Source organism: Candidatus Edwardsbacteria bacterium (assembly GCA_031082425.1).
Taxonomy (GTDB): Bacteria; Edwardsbacteria; AC1; order AC1; family EtOH8; genus UBA2226.
Genome location: JAVHLB010000008.1, coordinates 102,764 through 123,216 on the forward strand (window position 1 = coordinate 102,764; position 20,453 = coordinate 123,216).

Sequence of the window (20,453 nt, forward strand, 5' to 3'; positions counted from 1 at the left end):
ATAACAGAAATCATCCAAAGGAGATATAGATGAGAACCAAGGGAAAAATATCACTGCTTTTGGTGTGGGGCATTTTTGCTTTAGCCGGCAGTGCCCGGGCCGGATTGTTGGAATACACCCCCTATGGGTCCCCGGCGTCAAGCTATAACGCCAGGGGAACGGCTCTGAACCTAAAAGGGGTGGCCCTTTCCGGACAGGGGTTGCTGGCCAACCCGGCGCTGATGGCCGAGACCGACGGTCTGAGGGCCCAGCTTACCGCCGGCATCAACTGGCGGCGGGAATACCGTTCCATAGAGGTGTTCGATTCCTACGCCAATTCGGTCGGCCTTAGGACCACGGCCATCAACGACCAGACCGACTACAGCCTCCAGGGGGCCGAGGCATCGTATGCCACCAGCTTCTGGGTCCTGCCCAAGGCGGCTTTGGGTTTCGGCATCAGCCGGGAATACGATTTCAACTACCGCTTAAAGGCGGAGGAGCGCGATGCCTTTTATTACCTGACCAGCCTGTATGAGCAGGTCCAGCAGGGAGCGGTTTACGGATACAGCGGTGCCCTGGCGGTGAAGCCGTTCTCCTTTTTTTCCGCCGGACTGGGGTTGACCAGGCTGTCGGGCGATCCCAAACTCACCATCACCGAAAGTTTTGAAGACCCGACATACACCGACCTCAGCATCAGTTATCAGCACAATTACCGGGGCTACCGTTTTTCGGCCGGGGCTTTTGGACAGCTGACCCCGCGGATCAGCCTGGGGATAAGCTGGAAAAGCAGCGCCCGGGTGGAGGGCCTATTGTCCTACAGCGACAACGATACTTCCATCAGCCAGACCCAGAGGGTGGGGCTGCCCAGCAGTTACGCCATGGGAGCAACCTACCGGCCGTCCAATGAATTCCCGGCCACCGTCTGCCTGGAATACGAGCATACTCCCTGGCAGAATCTGGAAGATAACCTGTTCTCCTACGAACCGCTGGTCCCGGTGAACAAGTACAGCTTTGGAATATCCCACCGGATGAAAAACAGCCTGCCCCTTTATTTTGGGGTGTCCTTTGCCAATTCCTACCGTTCATCGTCCATCGGGCTGGCCCGGGCCGGGTTCGGCACCGAGATCTCCGTCTCCCAGGTCATAACCGGGATCTCGGCCGGGGTGGGGCGCCGGACCTATAATTACGGCCAGGCCTTCGGCACCTCCAGCGGAACCACGGTGTCCGAGACCATGGCCGACCTGATGTTAACCTTTTCGCTGAAGTAAGATCATGTTCAAGAAATATAAAATTATAATCGCGTCCCTGATCTTTCTGATAGCCGGGACCGCCCAGGCCAAGGAATGGCAGCATCTGGTGATCCTGCACACCAACGACATCCACGGCCACCTGCCCCAGGAGGAGGCCTGGTGGATCAATCCGAACTTTCCGCCCCCCATCGGAAATGCCGCGGCGGTGGCCACCATCATCAAGGAGGAGCGCCAGCGGGCCGAGCAGAACGGCTGGGGCTTCCTGCTGGTGGAGGGCGGGGACATCTTCCAGGGGACCCCGCTGGGGGAGTTCACCAAGGGCCGGGCGGTGATAGACTTCATGAACCTGATGGGCTACGATGCCATGACGGTGGGCAATCACGATTACGACAAGGGGCAGGAGATACTTAAGGATCTGATCTCGGCGGCAAAGTTTCCGACTCTGGGGGCCAACTTGCTGGATTCCGCCACCGGGGGCACGGTTGACTATCTCAAACCATATATTGTTCTGGACCGGGGCGGATTGAGGATCGGCATCTTCGGCCTGATCACCCATTACCTGCGCGGCATGGCCACCCCGGAACATATCCAGGGCCTGGATATCGCCAAGGAGTCGGCCACCGCCAAGCAGATGGTGGATTCGCTCAAGGCCCAGAATGTCGACCTGATCATCGGCCTGCTGCACACCGGCTTCCGGCACGACAAGGCCATCGCCGACACCGTGGCCGGCATCGATGTGATCATCGGGTCCCACAGCCACACCGGGCTGCGCACCGCCTACGAGGATCCCAGGCATCACACCATCATCGTCCAGACCTTCGGGCATCTGACCACCATCGGGAAACTGGACCTGATGATAGACCCGGACACCAGGCGGATAGTGGGATACAACAGCGAACTGAAGGAACTGTTCACCGAGGCGGTCCCCCAGGATACCATGGTGGACCGGATAGTGTCCGAAAGTGCAGCCCGGGCCGAAAAGGGGTTTGATGAGCCGGTGGGCCGGTCCCTGGCGGATATCAAGCGCGGCGGGGGCGACAAGGAGAGCTCCATCGGGAACTTTGTATGCGACGCCATGATGGAGGCCACCGGAGCCGACATCGCTTTCCAGAATTCGGCCGGCATCAAGGCCGACATCATGAAGGGCGAGATAACCTACCGCAGCCTCTACAAGGTGGACGCCTTCGGCAATTACCTGGTGACCATGGATATGACCGGCAGCCAGGTGATCAGGGCCTGCGAGACCAGCGTGCTGGGCTACCACGCCATTTTCCAGGTGGGGGGCCTGCAGATGACCTACGACACCAAAAAACCGGTCTGGAAAAGGGTGGTCGGTGTTTCCGTAAACGGCCAGCCCATCGACAGCGCCAAGGTCTACAAAGTGGTCACCAATAATTTTCTGGGGGCCGGCGGCGGCAATTACAAGATCTTTCAGGAGGGGGCCAATCGCTCGGATACCTACATCCAGCTGAGGCAGGCCATGGTGGACTATGTCCGGAAAAGATCGCCCATAGAGGCCAGGATCGAGGGCCGGATAAGAAAAGCGGAAGGAGGCGGAGAGTTGCTCAAATGAGGATGACATTCAGGATACTGTTTTTATGCCTGCTGATGATCCGGGCTGGCGCCAGCCAGGCGGAGTACCGATGTTTTTACGGCAACCTGCATGCCCACACCAGCTATTCCGACGGCGAAAGCACCCCCGACACCGCCTACGCCTACGCCCGGGATGTGGCCCGGGTGGATGTTCAGGCCCTGACCGAGCACAACAACGGCGGGAGCTTCGGCGGGGTAAGCTATTCCATCACCCCCGAGCATTACCAGAACCTGAGGCTGATCGCCGACACCATCACCGCGCCGGGCCGGTTCGTGGCCCTGTCCGGACAGGAGGTGGGCAGCATCGGCAGCTCCGGCTTCGGCCACATCAACATCTGGGAGGCCCCCGGGCTGTGGCCCTACAACAACAGCGACCTGCTGGGCTGTTATTCCTGGATCCTGGAACAGGGACACCCGGCCATGTACTGCCATCCCGATTCCTCCTGGAACAGCAATTTCAACGATCTTTATTATTACCAGGATTACGACCGGGCCATGGACCTGATCGAAGTGATCAACAGCAGCACCCTTTACGAGGACGCCTACTTCAGGGCCCTGGAGAAGGGCTGGCATGTGGGGGCCTCGTCCAACCAGGACAACCATCGCCGGGACTGGGGGAACCGGGTGAATTCCTACGGCAACATCCCGCTGACCGGGATCTGGGCCGACACCCTGACCAAAGCGGCCGTCCTGGAGGCCCTGCAGGCCCGCCGCACCACCGCCATGGAGGTCAGCCCGGCCGATGACCGGATAGAGCTGCTGCTTTCGGTGGACGGCCGCTATCAGGGCCAGCATTTCATCCGGCAGGAGGGGACGGCAAAGATCAGGATCGAAGCCCGGGCATCCACCAGCTTCGCCAGCCTGCTGCTTTACAGCAACGGCATTCCGTCCGATACTTTCAATCTGATCCCGGCCTCCAACCAGACCGTCTGGGAGCTGGACAAGAGCATTGGATTGGGCACGGTGTATTATTTTGTCAAGGCCCTGCAGACCGACGGCGACCGGGCCTGGACCAGCCCGATCCATATAGATGGGGTATCCGAGAAGAGCCCGGTGGTCACCTGGCCCACTCCCATAAGGAATTTTGCCCGGATCGTTTTCACCCCCCTGTCCGGCGCAACTTCGGTCAAGGCGGTCATCTTCGACCTGTCCGGGCAGAAGATAAGGGAGATAACCGGAAGCCAGCCCGATCTGCCGATCGGCTGGGACGGAAAGGATGCCCGGGGCCGCCAGGTGATGAACGGCGTTTATTTCATCCGGCTGGAACAGAGATCAGCCACCGAAACCAGGACCTCCCTGGGGAAAACGATGGTGTCCCGATGAAAAGATTAATTTTCGTGTTTTGGGCCATTGTGCTGGCCCAGGCGGCCCGGGCCCAATTACTTTACTGGGACCTGCCCACCACCGCCGAACAGGTGGCCTTCGGCCAGGGATGCCTTCTGCAATCCCGGGAACCCCAGGGGTTGATGCATAACCCCTCATCACTGGGCTTCATAAAATACCGGGTGCTGGCGGCCTCGGGGATCCAATGGTGGCAGGAGGTATACGGGGGCTCGTCCAGCGCCGTGCTGCCGGCCGGAAGATACGGCACGGTTTCCCTCGGCCTGGGCTACTGGTCACTGGGGACCATGGCCGGGTATTCGGAGGAGGGCCGGCCGATGGGAACCGTCCAGTCGCAGGCCACCAACCTGGGGCTGGGCTACGGCCTGGTGCTGGCCGATACCTGGGGGCTGGGGCTGGCCTTGAAATCCTCCCGGCTGAACCTGCCGGACCGCTACGACTGGGGCTGGAGCTCGGATATCGCCCTGAGCTATAAACGGGGCCTGATCACCGGCAGCCTGATGGTCAAGGACCTGGGGCCGGATTATCCCAGGAACAACGATATCAAATATCCCCTTAATACGGCATATCTGGCCGGAGCCGGGGCGGCATATTTTGAAGGAAAGGTCAGCGGCTCGGTGCAGTATAACATCAGAAAAGAGGAGGGCGGATATCCCTCCCTTTCCCTGGAGGCCGCACCGCTGTCAGGCCTGAAACTGAAGATAGGTTATGAAAAAGTTCCCGAGCTGGCCGACCGCTCTCCCCTGGGCTTGGGGATCGAGATAGACAAGCTGGGGCGCCGGGACCTCAGCGTGGCCTACGGTTACCGGTCCTACGGCGATCTGGGCCGTATCCAGGCCCTGACCATGGGGATCAGCTTCTAGCATGCCGGAGAGCCACACCACGCCCAGGCCGGCAAACCCGGCTGATTGGGCTTCGCTGCAAAAAGCGGCGGCGATCATGAACCGGGCCTGCCGGGAGAATCGGATCATCGCCGTTTGGGGCCATGACGACATCGACGGCATTGCCAGCGTCGCCATCATGCTGGATGCCCTGCGGGGCAAGACAGAGGTGATCTATTACATCCCCCCCAAGTCCGTCACCCATTACGGCCTGGACCGGGAGGTGATCGATAAGCTGCTGGCCCGGGGGGCCTCGCTGTTGATAACCGTGGACTCCGGCATCTCCAGCATAGATGAGGCGGAATATGCCGCGGCCAAGGGGCTGGAACTGATCATCACCGACCACCACGAACTTCCTCCCCGGCTGCCGAAGGCTGTCTGTCTGCTCAACCCCAAGATCCCGGAGGAGGGGCGTCCCACCCCCCATCTGGCCGGAGCCGGGGTGGCCCTGTATCTGGCGGCAGCGTTGGACGGGGAATCATCTGATGACTGGCTGGAAAAACATCCCCAGCGGACGGCCTGGGCGGCCCTGGCCACCATCACCGACCGGGTGCCGATGACCTCTGAGAACTGGCAGATGGTCCGGAGCGGATTGGGGTTCATCGACGGCAACGAAGTCATCGGCAGGTTGAACGATCTGCTGGGAATATCCAGCGAACAGGGCCTGTCGCCCAGGATGATCTCCCAGACCTATGTGAGCCTGCTGTCCTCGGGCATCTCCCAGGGGTTTAGCCATGAGACCCTGGAGCTGCTGCAGGGTGATTTTGATCCCCGGCATTGGCAGGAGCGGTACTCGGAGGAGCAGCTCTGGCTGAACCGGATGGAGGACCAGGTGGCGGCCAAGACCGAAATGGCCCTGGCCGACCCCCATCCCCTTAAAGTGCTGGAGGATGATCAACTGCCCTGGAGCCTGGTGGGGCCGGTGGCCGGCGGGGTCCGGGACCGGACCGGGCTGCCGGTGATAATCCTGGGCCGCAAGAACGGCCTGACCGCCGGGGAATGCCGGGGCTTCGAACCGTTCGATTTCGTGGCCCTGCTTAACGAGCTGAAAAGGTTCTTTCTCCAGCATGGCGGGCACAAACCGGCGGCCGGCTTCACGGTACTGGAGGGCCGGGAGAAGGAGCTGATGGAGGCCCTTAAGGAATACGGCCTCCGCAATCAATCTTTGATCCTGAAAGCGAAACCATCAAAAAAAACCGACCATAAACTTGTTCGGCTGTCGGAGATCGATCCGATCCTGCCGGAGATGCTTTTGCGGGCGCCCTTCGGCCCGGCCAACCAGCCGCCGGTCTGCGAATTTGAAAATTTGCTTTTGCCCCAATACAGCCAGCCGGGCGACCGCTATTGGCTGAAATATCTTATGGCCAGCCAGAAAAATCAGGATTTTGCAAGCTGCAAATGCCGTTGTATCCTGGATGTCACCCATAAGGGTAATTTCTATTTGGATCTTTTGGAGATCAAAGCAAACAATGGTTAATCCCAGCAATTAATTGAAGTCCTTGGAAATTCGATCACCGCTAAGACGCTAAGGTCGCGAAGGGTCTAACGTCGGGGAAATTCGGCACAAAACCAAATGATATCAAGGACACGGGGTACAATTTTCTTAGCGGTCTTTGCGCCTTGGCGGTAAAAAAGACCACTATTATTAACTGCTCTCCTTAATAATACATAGCGGGATAAAGAATATGGCGGAAGTATTGCTTGAAAACCTTACCAAGGTGTATGACAAAAAGGTCACGGCGGTAAGCCGGGTGGATCTGAAGATCAACAACGGCGAATTTCTGGTTCTGGTGGGCCCGTCGGGCTGCGGCAAGACCACCATCCTCAGGATGATCGCCGGGCTGGAGGAGATCACCGAGGGCAAGGTTTCTATCGATAGTGCTGTGGTCAACGATGTCGCTCCCAAGGACCGCAACGTAGCCATGGTCTTTCAGAATTATGCCCTTTATCCCCACATGACGGTGTTTGACAACATCGCCTTCGGGCTGAAGATGGCCAAGATGGACAAGGCCCTGATCAGGGAAAAGGTGGGCAAGACGGCCGATATGCTGGACATGGGAAAATACCTGGACCGGAAACCCAAGGCCCTGTCCGGCGGCCAGCGCCAGAGGGTGGCCCTGGCCCGGGCCATCGTCAAATCGCCCAAGGTCTTTTTGTTCGACGAGCCGCTGTCCAACCTGGATGCCCAGCTCAGGACCCAGACCCGGGCCGAGCTGAAGCGGCTCCAGCAGCAGTTGAACACCACCGCCATCTATGTCACCCACGACCGGACCGAGGCCATGACCCTGGGCGACCGGATAGCCGTCATCAAGGACGGACGGCTGCACCAGGTGGGCGAGCCCCTGGCCATCTACAATGATCCGGCCGACCTGTTCGTGGCCAATTTCATCGGCACCCCGGGGATCAACCTGATCCCGGGAAACATGACATCCGCCGCCGGCAAGTTTGCCTTCAAGAACAATCAGATCGAAAAGGAGCTGCCGCATATCTCCTCCGGTGCGGAGAACGGCACCCCGGTTTTGCTGGGAGTACGGCCGGAGAACATATCGCTGGTAAAGGAAGGGGAGGGATTCAAGACCGTGGTGGACCTGGTGGAGCAGCTGGGTGGTGAATCGCTGATCTACACCACCTCGCCAGACGGATACAAGGTCATCGCCCGGAGCTTCGGCAATGTCAAGCTGGAGCAGAACAGCCACATCAGCCTGGATTTCAGATCTTCCGAGGCCCATCTATTCAGGGAGTCCGACGGGCAGAGGATAAGATAGGTTTATCCGGCTTGACAGTCCCCGGTCAATTCATATATAATCATACATTGACGGAATAAAAACATTATAGAAATTAAGGGAGAATTTAAAAGTGTCGCATAATATCAGCAAGCACCGGCTGAAACACGACGAGTTCGCCGAAGACATGGCCAAGACCATAAACCTGTTCCGGAAATACAGCACCGAGATCCTGGCCGTCCTGGTGGGGGCCCTGATCATTGTGATCGGATTATTCTTCGTGGCCCAGAACCGGACCAAGAACGAGCGGGAGGCCAACCTGCTTCTGGGATCGGCCCATGCCGCCCTGTTCAGCGGCGACGCCCAGCAGTCCCGCCAGGGATACGAGGACATCATCAAGCGTTTCGGCAGCACCGAATCGGCCAAGGAGGCCATGGTCAACCTGGGCAATCTAAACTTCCAGATGCGTAACCAGGAGGAGGCCCTGAAGTATTATCAGCGGGCGGTCCAGGCCAAGCCCAAAAGCTATCTGCTGATGTCGGCCGCCATCGGCGGGGTGGCCGCCTGCTATGAGCAGTCGGGTGATTTCAATAAAGCTGCCGAGGAATATATGCAGATATTCCAGCGCTATCCCAAACAGAACTATGTTTCGCTTAACGCCATGCTGTCAGCCGGCCGGTGCTACCGGGCGGCCGGAAACAATATCAAAGCTCGCGAGACATATCAGAGCATCGTCAGCAAATATCCCGATGACCAGAACGCCCAGAAGGCCCGGTCGGCCCTGGCCATGCTTCCGCCGGCGGAATGAGAAAGGAACCATGGCTGCCCTGAACGTCGCATTTCTGTGGCACATGCACCAACCCTGTTACCGGGAGCCGGATAACAGGGTTTTTCGCCTACCGTGGGTCAGGCTGCATGCCCTGAAGGATTATTACGACATGGTCTCCGTCGCCCGGCAGCATCCGGATATCAAGCTGAGCTTCAATCTGGTGCCGGTGCTGCTGGAACAGCTCCAGGATTATGTATCGGGAAGTTGCAGCGATCTGCATCTGGAGGTCAGCAAAAAGCCGGCCGCCGATCTGTCCCCCGAGGAGAAGCAATTTGTGCTGCGGGATTTTTTCATGGCCAACTGGGCCAACATGGTGGAGGTCCATCCCCGATACAGAGAATTGCTTAACAAGCGGGGCCGTAATCCCAAGCCCGGGGATCTGGCCGATATCGCCAAACGGTTCAGCGTCCAGGACATCCGTGATCTGCAGGTCTGGTTCAATCTGGGATGGACGGATCCGGTCCATTTCCCAAAAGATCCCCAGCTGGCCCGGCTTAAGGCCAAGGGCAGCAACTTTACCGAGGAGGACAAGGGGCTGTTGTGGGACAGCCAGCAGGCCATCCTGGCCTCGATCATCCCGCTGTATAAGCAGGCCTGGGATTCGGGGCAACTGGAGATATCCACCACCCCCTATTACCATCCCATCCTGCCGCTGCTGTGCGACAGCAATATCGCCCGGGAATCCATGCCGGGAGCCCCCCTGCCTCCGGCCTTTGTTTTCCCGGAGGATGCCTCCGCCCAGATCACCCAGGGGCTTGATTACATGGAGAAATTGTTCGGCCGGAGGCCGGCCGGGATGTGGCCCTCCGAGGGCAGCGTCAGCCGGGAGACGGTGGAGCTGATGGACCGGGCGGGGGTCCGCTGGCTGGCCAGCGACGAGGGCATCCTGGAACGGTCGCTGGGCCGGCATCTCCGCCAGGGCCACGAGCTGGCCCATCCTGAGGTCTTATATCGTCCTTATCGACTGGGCAGCTGCAGCCTGTTCTTCCGGGACCGGGTGATCTCGGACAAGCTGGGCTTTGATTATTACAACTGGGAACCGGCCCAGGCGGCCCGGGACCTGGTGGCCAGGCTGGAGCAGTCGGCAGAAAAACTGGGGACCGAGGCCGCAAAGCATATCGCCCCGATAATACTGGACGGCGAGAATGTCTGGGAATTCTTTCCGGATGACGGCCATGAATTCCTTAACCAGTTGTACGGCCGTCTGTCATCCAGCCAAAAGCTGAGGTGCTGCACCTTCAGCCAGTATCTGGACGAACAGCATGATCTGCCCGGCCTGACGAAACTGTTTCCCGGCTCCTGGATAAACAGCGATTTCCGGATATGGATCGGGGCCGAGGAGGACAACGAGGCTTGGGAGCAGCTGCTCCGGGCCCGCCAGGCGGTCCAGCAGAATCAGAAAACCCTGGAGGGCGATCCCCAGAGATACCGCCAGGTGATGGAGCAGATCTACACCGCCGAGGGCAGCGACTGGTGCTGGTGGTACGGCGGCAACTTCTCCAGCGAGAATCTGGCCGAGTTCGACGAGCTGTTCCGGGGGCATCTCCGGGCGGTGTACAAACTGCTGGAGATGGAGGCGCCGGAGCGGCTGTTCCGGCCGATCGCCAAAGAGGGGGCGGAACGCCAGCCGGTGTCCCAGCCCATCGCCTTTATCACCCCGGCCATCGACGGCCGGGTCACCGAGTTCTACGAGTGGTCGGGCAGCGGCGTCTATGACGTCCATCTCAACGGAGGGGCCATGCGGCGCAGCCAGAGCTTTTTCCGGTCGGTCCACTTCGGATTCGACGCCGGGAATTTTTACCTGCGGCTGGACCCTTCACCCGAATCGAATTTGGGATCGCTGGGCGACGCCCGGCTGAAAGTGGAGCTGCTCAGCCCGGTCCGCAGAACCATGATCTTCCGCCTAAAGGAACAGCAGGGGCCGGAGGGCTGCCTGATAGCAATGGACCGGATCGTGGAGCTGAGGATACCATTTGAACTGACCGGGGCCAAAGCCGGAGAAAGCGTGGGCCTGCTGCTCATTCTGGAGGAGGGCGGCAGCGAACTGGAGAAGCATCCCGACGGGCCGCCCATAACGATAAAGGTGCCGGGCCGGGATTTCGAGGACCACTTCTGGCAGGCTTGAGATAAGGCCGTGGTTCTACCACAAAGAGCACAAAGGGCACAGAGATATATTGCTTTTATGAAAACCGAAGCCGGCAAGCAAATTTAAAATAAGACACAATCGATGTATGGATTTGAAAACAGAATAAGTTGTTTGCTGGCGTTGCTTCTCCTGTCGGCCAGGCCTTCAGGGGCCGCCACCCCGGTATTGCAGGGAGCGGGGATAGGGCGAACCATTGTTCCTCTCCCGGCCCGGAATAACGGCCGCCCTGACCGGGCCTTTATGGAAAGGCAGACAATACTGGCTGAACTCTATCCCGGACTGGCGGTGGTCAAGGCGGAGATCATCCTGGGCAACCGCAGTGAAAATAATATTGCAATTTCTTTGGGACTCCCCAAAAGCGGAAGTTTTTCCCACGACGAGATATCCATAATCAAGCTGGATTCGCTGTTCGACCTGAAAATATCCTGGAAGGGGCGGGATCTGACGGTAAAAACCATCACCACCGATCTCCGATCAAGCGATATATACCTTTCCCTGCCGGAATCGTACCGGGATTCGGTCAGCCAGTGGTATGGCTGGATGGTGGATATCCCTCCCGGCAGCCGGGATACGTTAAGATTATCCTACGCCGTCAGGACCGGCCCGGCCCAGCTGGCCCGGGGCGGCAATGTCCGCCGCTCGTTCTTCCTGGGATTTCTGCTGGAGCAGGCCCGGGCCTGGGAGGGACAGATGCAGGATACCGAATTGCAGATCGATCTGAAAGGCCGGCTTTTGCCATCGCAAGTGTTCGGCATCTATCCCAGAGAAGTTTTTGAATACGACGACCGGGGACGGCTTTATTTCCAGATCTCCGGCCGCAATCCCCTCCGGCATGATGATGTACTGATGGGCTATGACAGCAAAGACGGATTCGATTATTTGGCCGATTATCTGCAGAACAAGGATAAATATGCTGGTCCGATGAAACGCATCCCGCCCGACAGTCTGAAAACAAGCAAAATGCCTTCCGGCAGGTTCGATGTCTATCCGTCCCGGGAATATGCCGTCCTGGGTGCATTGGCTGCCTGCCTGGGGCTGGCCGCCCTGTTGGTGATATATCTGATAAAGAGGAGATAAAATGGACAAGTTCGCCGTTTCCACCGGATTGATCGGCCTGACAATCGGGCTGATCGCCCTGCTGGTATTCATCTATTTGATCAGCCGCCTGGCCAAGCGAAAGGCCGGGGCCGGACGGGCCCTCAACCTGCTGCTGAACTCGGCGGTGCTGGCCGTGCTCTCGGCGGCCTTCATCTTTTTGTCGCTGTTCATCCAGACCCTCAACCGTTACCTGCACGACCAGCGGATCGGCGCCATCTCCGCCCGGCAGGAGGGACAGGGCCTGAGGATGGAGTTTACCGACCTTAAGACCGAGCAGCATTTTAATTTCGAATTGAACGGCGACCAGTGGATGGTGGAGGGCTACATCGTCCGCTGGAACCCGCTGCTGAGGTGGCTGGGGGCCGGGGCCTATTACAAGATCGACCGGTTCTCGGGGCGCTATGAATCGGACACCTGCTCCCTGGCCCCGGGACGTTACGTGATAGACAGCTCCCACCGCGGGCTGTGGAAAAGCCTGCTCAAATACGGACAGCGGACAAAGCTGATCGACGCCGCCTACGGCATCGCCGCCTTCCAGTACCCGGCGGAAGAAACATACGGCCTGTATATCAACGACAGCGGGTTTATCATCAAGAAGGAATGAACATGAGGATCAGGGATTCGGGCTGGTCGCTTCTGGAAACGATGATAGCCCTGACCATATTCGGAATAGTGATGGCGGGCATTTTCGGGGTGCTGGTACCGACGTTCCGGGCCTTCGCCAGGAATCAGCTTAGGCATGAGCTTTATATGCAGACCGAGCAGGCGCTGAACGGGCTGGACCGGAGGGTATCCGATTCCTTCGGCTGGCTGGAGGGGGATTCGCTGAGAATGCTGCTGGCGGCCCAAAACGGCGACACCATCTCCATATTTCGCGGCACCAAGGACAGTGTTCTGTATGTCAATTCCAAGCCGGTCCTGCCGGCGGGGTATAAAACAGCCGCATTCGATATCCGATACAAGCCGATGAACGACAGTGCCATGGCCATGACCCCGGACCAGTGTTTTACCGCCGCCGATGCCGACCAGAACGGGATCATCCGGGGAGGCGAGATATCGCAGGTGGCTTCTATGGAACTGAGATTGACCGTCACCAGGGCCGGAGAGAGCTACACCGGATCGACCTTTCCCCGGATCCCCCCGGCCATAGTGGAGATCGAGATCGGGGAGTGAGGGTTTTTCTTCACCGCAGAGGTGCGGAGGGATTTTAACCACTAAGCGCATAAAGGGCACAGCGGATTGACCCTGGCTTTTTTTCAAGCCTGATTTCATGGATTCCCGCCGGAAGCCTGCCCTGAGTAAGGCAAGCAAGCCCTGCTGGCTCAGGGTTTGTCCCGCACTTGATGCGGGGCGGGAATGACATGACAGGCCGCCAAATTCGCAAAATCACATGCAATTAATGATCTATTCAGCCATCATCGGCGGCCTTATCCCGGCCGTCTTTTATTTTCCGTTGACATCACCCTAATTTATGTTATAATAAGACTTTATATTGGGGCCTTATGATAAAAAGCATGACCGGATACGGCCGGGCGGAGTCCACCCTTAACGGCTCCCGCCTGACCCTGGAAATACGCTCGGTGAACAACCGCTTCACCGACTTCGGCATCAGGCTGCCCCGGGCCTTCGCCAGCCTGGAGCCGGAGGTCAAGAAGTTTCTGCAGAAGCGCATCGCCCGCGGCTCGGTCAGCCTGACCGCCACCTACAACGGGGGCGAAGCCCCCGACCTGCCGGAGCTGGACCTCCGCAGCGCCGACCATTTTTACAAACTGCTCAACATCCTGCGCAAGCGCTATCGGATAAAGGACCCGGTGGAGCTGGAGGACCTCTGCCACTTCTCCGAGATATTCAGGAGCCGTCAGGCCCCGCTGTCGCAGGGCAGGGCCTGGTCCGGCCTGCAGTCCTGCCTGAAGAAGGCCCTGGACGATTTCGACCGCATGAGGATCCGCGAGGGCTCGGCCCTGGCGGCCGATCTCCGCAAGAACATCGCCGAGCTGAAAAAGAGCATTTCGTCCATCGAGAAGCTGGCCCCCTTGAGGATCCGGCAGTTCCGCGACAAGTTCGCCCAGCGCCTTAAAAAGATCTCCCAGGGAACGGCCCTGGACCCCCAGCGGCTGATGCAGGAGGCGGCGGTCTACGCCGACCGGTGCGACATCAGCGAGGAGTGCGTCCGCTTCGCCAGCCATATCAAGGCCTTCGAGGAATACCTGGACACCGCCCAGCCGGTGGGCCGGCGGTTGGACTTCCTGCTGCAGGAGATCAACCGCGAGGCCAACACCATCGGCTCCAAGGCCAACGACGACAAGATATCCCAGCTGGTGGTCCGGATAAAGGAGAACCTGGAGAAAATGAGGGAACAAGCCCAGAACGTGGAATAATATTTAGGGAAGGAATTTGCCATGAAGAAGATGTTCTTGTCAATGACCCTGGGCCTGGCGCTGGCCGCCGCCCTTAACGCCCAGAGCCTCGCCACCCAGATGGAGGTCCATATCTCCATGTCCACCCCGGAGCTGAACCTGTACTTTCTGGACCTGGGCTTTCTGGACCTCAACCTGGCCCACGGCAGCGTGGGGATGATGAACAACCCCGGGGGCCTGGGGAGGACCGGGATCATGGACGTCACCGTGGCCGGCAGCCTGTCCAAGGACGCCAGCATGAGCACCGACATCAGGCTGATGGACAGCACCGAGGTGACCGGGGAACTGAATATACCCACCTACCTGACCCTGACCGACCAGGGCGGGTTGGATTACGTGGGGGTGGCCGGCAAGATGGGGCCCTTCGGGGTGGGCATCGCCTACCAGAGGAGCTTTGCCGTGGAGGCCGGGCTGGACAAGGCGGATATGGACATCTCCCAAAGGTTCAATTACGCCTACGATTATATCCTGACCAGCGACGCCAACGGGCTGCTGCCGGGAGGACTGGCGGTCCCGGTGACCTTCAACGTCTCGGCGGTCACCAACGTCCGCCTGAAGGGCAGCGGGGAGGCCCGGATCTCCAACCAGCCGATCTTCGTGGGAACCGGCACCAAATACGGTCCCATCAACATGGGGATGGGGTTTAAGGTGACCAGGATCGAGGCGCTGGCCAACACCAGCCTCAAGCTGTCCGGCAGCATCGACAGCCTCAGGGGGGAGCTGGATTCGGCCAATTACGGCGGCTCCAGCGTGATCTTTGACAACGTGGATATCTACGCCCCGTTCGGTGATTCCATCTTCTACAGCAAATTCTCCAGCGACCTCCAGGGGACCCAGTACAGCCTGGTGCTGGGCGGGAACATGGAACTGCCCATCGTCAAGCTGGGGATGTCCCTGGAAATGGGAATGCCCTACAAACTCTCCGGATATTACTTCAACAACTCGGGACTGCCCGAAGGCCAGCCGCTGCTGGACAGCATCAGCGTCAGCAGTCTGCAGTACGACAGCGCCAGCCAGACATTCACCGGCGATGTCAAACTCAATCTGGGCGGGGTGGAATACACCCGCAAGACCGCCGCCGACACCGGCGAGATCGAGCTTCCCGGGATGACCAGCCTGAAGGCCTCGCTGGGCTTTAAACTTTGGGGGCTGCGAATCGGGGCAACAGGTGGGATGGATATGATGACCGGGGAATGGCCCATGATCGGCAACGCCTACGCCTCGCTGGGCACCTCGCTGTCCATCAAACGCACCAGCTTAAGATTGGGGCTGGCCAGCCGCTGGCAATATCTGGTCATAGAAGATGACAAGTCCTATAAATCAGCACCTATGGTCATTCTGGGCGCCGGGGTGGGCATCCCCTTTCCCAAGGGCGAGCTGATGCTGGGCTCCCGGATCAACCTGGCCAACGGGTTATTAAGCACCTCCAATCTGGAGAAGATGGAGGACTTCAAGCCCTGGGAGACCATCGCCCTCAACGCCGGGATCAGGGTATCGATCTGAAATTAAAACACCGGCAGCAAACTCAAGAAATCATTTCCAGCCGTGACAAAGACCGGAGCTCCTGTGCCTGAATATATGTCCTCCGCTTTCTCTTTGAAGAGAAAGCTACAAAGAGAACTGTCGCTGCACCGCTGCCCGGTAGCCCTGAAACCAGCCGCCTAAATGTTTTGATCACGAAACCGGGCACCAGCAGGCAAAACATTCTTAACGGCGGCTTTTACCAGGCAGCAGCGCTGATGCGACCCGGGGCCCCGCCATCAGTGAAGCGGCGCACACTTAAGCCCCGATAAAGCAGTCATTGCGTCATAGACATCCTGCAAGTTCTGGTTCAATGAATGCCTGGGCGCAGGACTTACTGTCCGCAGAACTGGGCGAGGCAAAGATTTCCTTAGTTTGTCGAACAAGCAGACTGACTCAGGACGTGCCTTTGGTTACTTTCGGCGCCTGCCCTGAGAAAAACAACCCGCCTTGTTTGTGAAGGGTCATAAGAAAGTAACATTTAAGTTGCTGCAGACCCACTTTCAAAAATATTTAATGCCAATTACTTATTTATATGCATAACCTGACACGCCAGGGTTTCCCCATAATACTCTCCGCCCCGTCCGGGGCGGGCAAGACCAGCCTGTGCCGCAAGGTAGTGGAGAGGCATCCCGAGATCGTCTATTCCATATCGGTGACCTCCCGGCCGCCCCGCCCCAACGAGAAGCACGGGCAGGACTACCATTTCGTGTCGGCGGCCGATTTCGAGAAGATGCTGGAGAGCGACGCTCTGGTGGAATGGGCCATGGTCCACGACAATTATTACGGAACCCCCCGCAAGGACATCTCGGGCCAGCTGGATCAGGGGCGGGATGTGATCATGGACATCGATACCGTGGGGGCCCGGTCGGTCAAGAAGACATACCCCCAGGCGATCAGCATCTTCGTGATCCCGCCCTCCATCGAGGCCCTCAAGCAGAGGCTGATGAGCCGGGCCACCGACAGCGACGAGGTGATCAGCAAGCGTCTGAACAAGGCCCGGCTGGAGATGGAGCAGATCGGCGATTTCGACTACTGGCTGGTCAATGACGACCTCAGCCAGGCCATCGATGCGGTGGTGGCCATCATCCGGGCCGAGCGGCTCAGGCTTTCCAGGTACAACAAGGACGAGATCATAAAAATAATATAAAATCTTTAAGGAGACCGGCAATGGCTTTCATCCCCATCGAAGAGCTGAGCGAAGGCATGGAGAACAAATACATGGCGGTCCTGGTGGCCGCCAAGGAGGCCCGGCGCCTCAACGACAAACGGAGGATGGGCCGGATGGACATGGCCCTCAAGCCCATCTCGCTGGCCCTGGAGCGGCTGAGGGACCACAAGGTGGAATTCCACGGCAATGACTAAAGCCCCCAACATAGTGTTGGGGGTGACCGGCAGCATCGCCGCCTACAAGGCCCTGGACCTGGTCGGCCGCCTGAGGAAGAAAGGCTGCCGGGTGACGGTGATCATGACCGGCAATGCCTGCCAGCTGGTGGGCCCGGCCTCATTCGAAGCCCTGTCTGGCAACCCGGTGGCCCGGGAACTGTTTCCGGATTCCAAGCCGCAGAATATCGAACACATATCCCTGGCCCAGCTGGCCGATGTGCTGGCGATAGTGCCGGCCTCGGCCAATTTTATCGCCAAGGCCGCCGCCGGCATCGCCGACGACCTGCTGACCACGGTGGCCCTGGCCGTCAAGGCCCCGGTGCTCTTGGCCCCGGCCATGAATGTCAATATGTGGCAGAACCGGATCGTCCGCCAGAATGTCAAGCGCCTTACGGATAACGGCTGGCGGATGGTGGAGCCGGAATCAGGCCGGCTGGCCTGCGGCACGGAGGGCAGCGGCCGGCTGGCTTCGCTGGATAATATTGAGAATGAAATCCTTGGCCTGCTGGGCTGGAAGGATGATTACCGGGACATTCCGCTGATCATCACCGCCGGGCGGACCGAGGAACCCTGGGACCCGGTGAGGTTCATCTCCAACCGCTCATCCGGCAAAATGGGCATGGCCCTGGCCGAACAGGCCGCCCGCCGGGGGGCCAAAGTGACGTTGATATCCGGCCCGGCCGATGTCCCGGCTCCGCAGGTATTCAAACATATAACGGTTAATACCGCCGCCCAGATGAGCCAGGCGGTGCTTAAAGAACTGCCCTATAACCGGGCATTGATCATGGCGGCGGCGGTGGCGGACTACGCCCCAAAAAATATCGCCTCCGGCAAGCTCAAGAAAACAAATGACGACGATATGACTTTGATCCTTAAAAAGAATCCCGATATAATCCAACTGGCCGCAGGCAGGCGAAAAGCCGGGACGGTGCTGGTGGGTTTCGCCCTGGAGACGGATAACCTGATAGCCAACGCCCGGAAGAAGCTGTCCGCCAAAAAACTGGATCTGATCGTGGCCAACCCGGCCAAAACGCTGTCCAGCGAAAACATCCAGGCAGTGATCATCGATAAAAAAGGGAAGGCCGCCAAATTCCCCCCGATGCCGAAATCCAACCTGGCGGGGCTGATCCTGGACCGGACCATCAAATTGATAGGAGCCGATAAGTGACCTCAACCATGGCCATCAGCCGGCTCAGGAAATATCTCCTCCAGGAGCAGGAGCAGGGCGTCAGCGAACTGGTGCTGAGCAAAAAGCCGGTGATATCTGGCTCCGGCAGGAACGGGGCCCTGGCCCGCTACCAAAAGGAGATCTCCGGCTGCACCAAATGCCCGCTGTCCAAGACCCGCACCAACTTCGTCTTCGGCGACGGGGATCCCCAAGCCGACATGGTCTTCGTGGGCGAGGCCCCGGGCCATGATGAGGACCTGCAGGGAAAACCATTCGTGGGCGCCGCCGGGCAGCTGCTGACCAAGATCATCGAGGCCATCAAGCTGGACCGCTCCCAGGTGTATATCTGCAACATCCTCAAGTGCCGCCCGCCGGGCAACCGCAACCCGGAGCCCCGGGAGATCGAGATGTGCGAGCCCTATCTGGTCAGGCAGCTGGAGCTGATAAAACCCAAGGTGATCTGCGCCCTGGGCACCTTCGCCGCCCAGACCCTGCTGAAAAGCACCACCCCGATCTCAAAGCTGCGGGGCCAGATCCACTACTATCACGATATAAAGCTGGTGCCCACCTTCCATCCGGCGGCCCTGCTGCGGAACCCGGCCTGGAAGCGGCAGACCTGGGAGGACGTCCAGTTGGTAAGAAAGATATACGATCAGGAAAGGTCCGATGGCCGATAGCAACAACATGATAGAGAGGCTGCCGCCCCAGTCGCAGGACGCCGAGATGGCGGTGCTGGGATCGATGCTGTTGTCGCCCGAGGCCGTCTCCCGGTCGGTGGAGATCATCAGCGACGAGGAGAATTTCTACTCCTCGGCCCACCGCAAGATATTCCGGGGCATCATCAACCTCTACGAGAAGAACCAGCCGGCCGACCTGGTGACGGTGGCCGACGAACTGCGGCGCCTTAAGTGGCTGGACGATGCCGGGGGCCCGGTCTACCTCACCCGGCTGGTGGAGAGCGTGGCCACCGCGGCCAATGTCGATTATTACGCCCGGATCGTGCTGGAGAAGGCGGTGGTGCGCCGGCTGATCAACTCCGCCACCCAGATCGTTACCTCCTGCTACGAGGCCAGCGAGACCGCCGAGGAACTGCTGGACCGCGCCGAACAGCTGATATTCTCCATCAAGGAGAAGCGCCTTCGCAAGCATCTGATGCCGCTGGGCTCCTTCATCAAGGACAGCTTCGAGATGGTGGAGAAGATGTACAAGGAGAAGCGGCACATCACCGGGGTGGAGACCGGTTTTGCCGACCTGGACGAGATGACCTCCGGAATGCAGAAGGGGGACCTGGTCATCGTCGGGGCCCGCCCCTCGGTGGGGAAGACCGCTTTCGCCCTGAACATCGCCCAGCATGCCGCCATAACCAACAAGATACCGGTGGCGGTATTCAGCCTGGAGATGTCCAAGGAACAGCTGGTCATCCGCCTGCTGTGCTCCGAGGCCCGGGTGCCGGGGCACAAGGTGCGCAGCGGCTATCTCTCCCAGCAGGATTTTACCAAGCTGGTTTCGGCCGCCGGCCTGCTGCATGAGGCCCCGATATACATCGACGAGAGTTCCAGCTCCAGCCCCCTGGAGATCAGGGCCAAGGCCCGGCGGCTCAAGTCCGAGGTGGACCTGGGGCTGATCATCGTGGATTATCTCCAGCTGATGCGGGGCTCCAATTACCGTTCCGAGAACCGCCAGCAGGAGATCTCCGAGATATCCCGTTCCCTCAAGGCCCTGGCCAAGGAGCTGGATGTCCCGGTGATGGCCCTCTCCCAGCTGTCCCGCATCTCCGAACAGCGGGGCCAGGACTCCCGTCCCATCCTGTCCGACCTGCGCGAGTCGGGGGCCATCGAGCAGGACGCCGATGTGGTGCTGTTCCTGCACCGCCAGAAGGGCGTCTACAAGGACAAGGAGGAACGGAGCCAGTCCGAGCAGACGGACGCCGACAGCGCCGAGCTGATAATCGCCAAGCAGAGGAACGGCCCCACCGGAAAGTTCAACCTGACCTTCCTCAAGGAGTACACCCGGTTCGAGAACCAGACCCAGGAGCAGAGAACCGATCCGTTCTAAATTTCTCTGCCCTTTCTGACCGGGCAGACCCCACCCACACTCCCTCCCCGCAGCGGGGAGGGAAGC

The 20,453-nt window shown here is 59.2% G+C and carries 18 protein-coding genes; all 18 read left to right on the plus strand.

The annotated features are described in order from the left end of the window. Positions 1–29 precede the first annotated feature (29 nt). Positions 30–1,247, plus strand: a complete 1,218-nt coding sequence (locus tag RDU76_09275) for a hypothetical protein (protein ID MDQ7799113.1) — start codon at positions 30–32, stop codon at positions 1,245–1,247. A gap of 4 nt (positions 1,248–1,251) precedes the next feature. Next, on the plus strand, positions 1,252–2,802 hold the full coding sequence (locus RDU76_09280) for a 5'-nucleotidase C-terminal domain-containing protein (protein ID MDQ7799114.1): 1,551 nt from the start codon (positions 1,252–1,254) through the stop codon (positions 2,800–2,802). Beyond that, the gene (locus tag RDU76_09285; GenBank protein ID MDQ7799115.1) at positions 2,799–4,145 is read left to right on the plus strand and encodes a CehA/McbA family metallohydrolase; all 1,347 of its coding nucleotides are present in this window, start codon (positions 2,799–2,801) and stop codon (positions 4,143–4,145) included. The genes RDU76_09280 and RDU76_09285 overlap by 4 nt, the downstream gene beginning before the upstream one ends. Continuing rightward, a complete protein-coding gene (locus tag RDU76_09290) occupies positions 4,142–5,026 on the plus strand; it encodes a hypothetical protein (GenBank protein MDQ7799116.1) in 885 nt (294 codons plus the stop codon). Before RDU76_09285 ends, RDU76_09290 begins: the two co-directional genes overlap by 4 nt. Position 5,027: 1 nt before the next feature. Then, positions 5,028–6,521: a DHH family phosphoesterase gene (locus RDU76_09295; protein ID MDQ7799117.1), complete on the plus strand. Its 1,494-nt coding sequence runs from the start codon at positions 5,028–5,030 to the stop codon at positions 6,519–6,521. 208 nt (positions 6,522–6,729) lie between these two features. Beyond that, entirely contained in the window at positions 6,730–7,809 is a 1,080-nt protein-coding gene (gene ugpC, locus RDU76_09300) for a sn-glycerol-3-phosphate ABC transporter ATP-binding protein UgpC (protein ID MDQ7799118.1), read from the plus strand. Positions 7,810–7,900: 91 nt separating this feature from the next. Beyond that, a complete protein-coding gene (locus RDU76_09305; GenBank protein MDQ7799119.1) occupies positions 7,901–8,575 on the plus strand; it encodes a tetratricopeptide repeat protein in 675 nt (224 codons plus the stop codon). 10 nt (positions 8,576–8,585) lie between these two features. Beyond that, a complete protein-coding gene (locus tag RDU76_09310) occupies positions 8,586–10,721 on the plus strand; it encodes a glycoside hydrolase family 57 protein (protein ID MDQ7799120.1) in 2,136 nt (711 codons plus the stop codon). Positions 10,722–10,982: 261 nt separating this feature from the next. Then, a complete protein-coding gene (locus tag RDU76_09315; protein ID MDQ7799121.1) occupies positions 10,983–11,819 on the plus strand; it encodes a hypothetical protein in 837 nt (278 codons plus the stop codon). A gap of 1 nt (position 11,820) precedes the next feature. Further along, complete coding sequence (locus RDU76_09320) at positions 11,821–12,444, plus strand: hypothetical protein (protein ID MDQ7799122.1); 624 nt, start codon at positions 11,821–11,823, stop codon at positions 12,442–12,444. Between the two features lie 2 nt (positions 12,445–12,446). After that, the gene (locus RDU76_09325; protein MDQ7799123.1) at positions 12,447–13,013 is read left to right on the plus strand and encodes a prepilin-type N-terminal cleavage/methylation domain-containing protein; all 567 of its coding nucleotides are present in this window, start codon (positions 12,447–12,449) and stop codon (positions 13,011–13,013) included. Positions 13,014–13,342: 329 nt separating this feature from the next. Then, entirely contained in the window at positions 13,343–14,218 is an 876-nt protein-coding gene (locus tag RDU76_09330; protein MDQ7799124.1) for a YicC/YloC family endoribonuclease, read from the plus strand. Positions 14,219–14,239: 21 nt separating this feature from the next. After that, positions 14,240–15,760 carry a hypothetical protein gene (locus tag RDU76_09335; GenBank protein MDQ7799125.1) on the plus strand — a complete coding sequence of 507 codons (1,521 nt, stop codon included), beginning with the start codon at positions 14,240–14,242 and terminating at the stop codon, positions 15,758–15,760. A 553-nt stretch (positions 15,761–16,313) separates the two neighbouring features. Beyond that, positions 16,314–16,928: a guanylate kinase gene (gmk, locus tag RDU76_09340; protein MDQ7799126.1), complete on the plus strand. Its 615-nt coding sequence runs from the start codon at positions 16,314–16,316 to the stop codon at positions 16,926–16,928. 20 nt (positions 16,929–16,948) lie between these two features. Beyond that, positions 16,949–17,143, plus strand: coding sequence for a DNA-directed RNA polymerase subunit omega (gene rpoZ / locus RDU76_09345; GenBank protein MDQ7799127.1), 195 nt, complete (start codon positions 16,949–16,951; stop codon positions 17,141–17,143). Further along, positions 17,136–18,332 (plus strand): bifunctional phosphopantothenoylcysteine decarboxylase/phosphopantothenate--cysteine ligase CoaBC, encoded by a 1,197-nt coding sequence (gene coaBC, locus RDU76_09350; GenBank protein ID MDQ7799128.1) that lies wholly within the window; start codon positions 17,136–17,138, stop codon positions 18,330–18,332. Before rpoZ ends, coaBC begins: the two co-directional genes overlap by 8 nt. Further along, positions 18,329–19,009, plus strand: a complete 681-nt coding sequence (locus RDU76_09355) for a uracil-DNA glycosylase (GenBank protein ID MDQ7799129.1) — start codon at positions 18,329–18,331, stop codon at positions 19,007–19,009. The genes coaBC and RDU76_09355 overlap by 4 nt, the downstream gene beginning before the upstream one ends. Further along, positions 18,999–20,387, plus strand: coding sequence for a replicative DNA helicase (gene dnaB, locus RDU76_09360; protein ID MDQ7799130.1), 1,389 nt, complete (start codon positions 18,999–19,001; stop codon positions 20,385–20,387). Before RDU76_09355 ends, dnaB begins: the two co-directional genes overlap by 11 nt. The last annotated feature ends 66 nt before the right edge of the window (positions 20,388–20,453 follow it).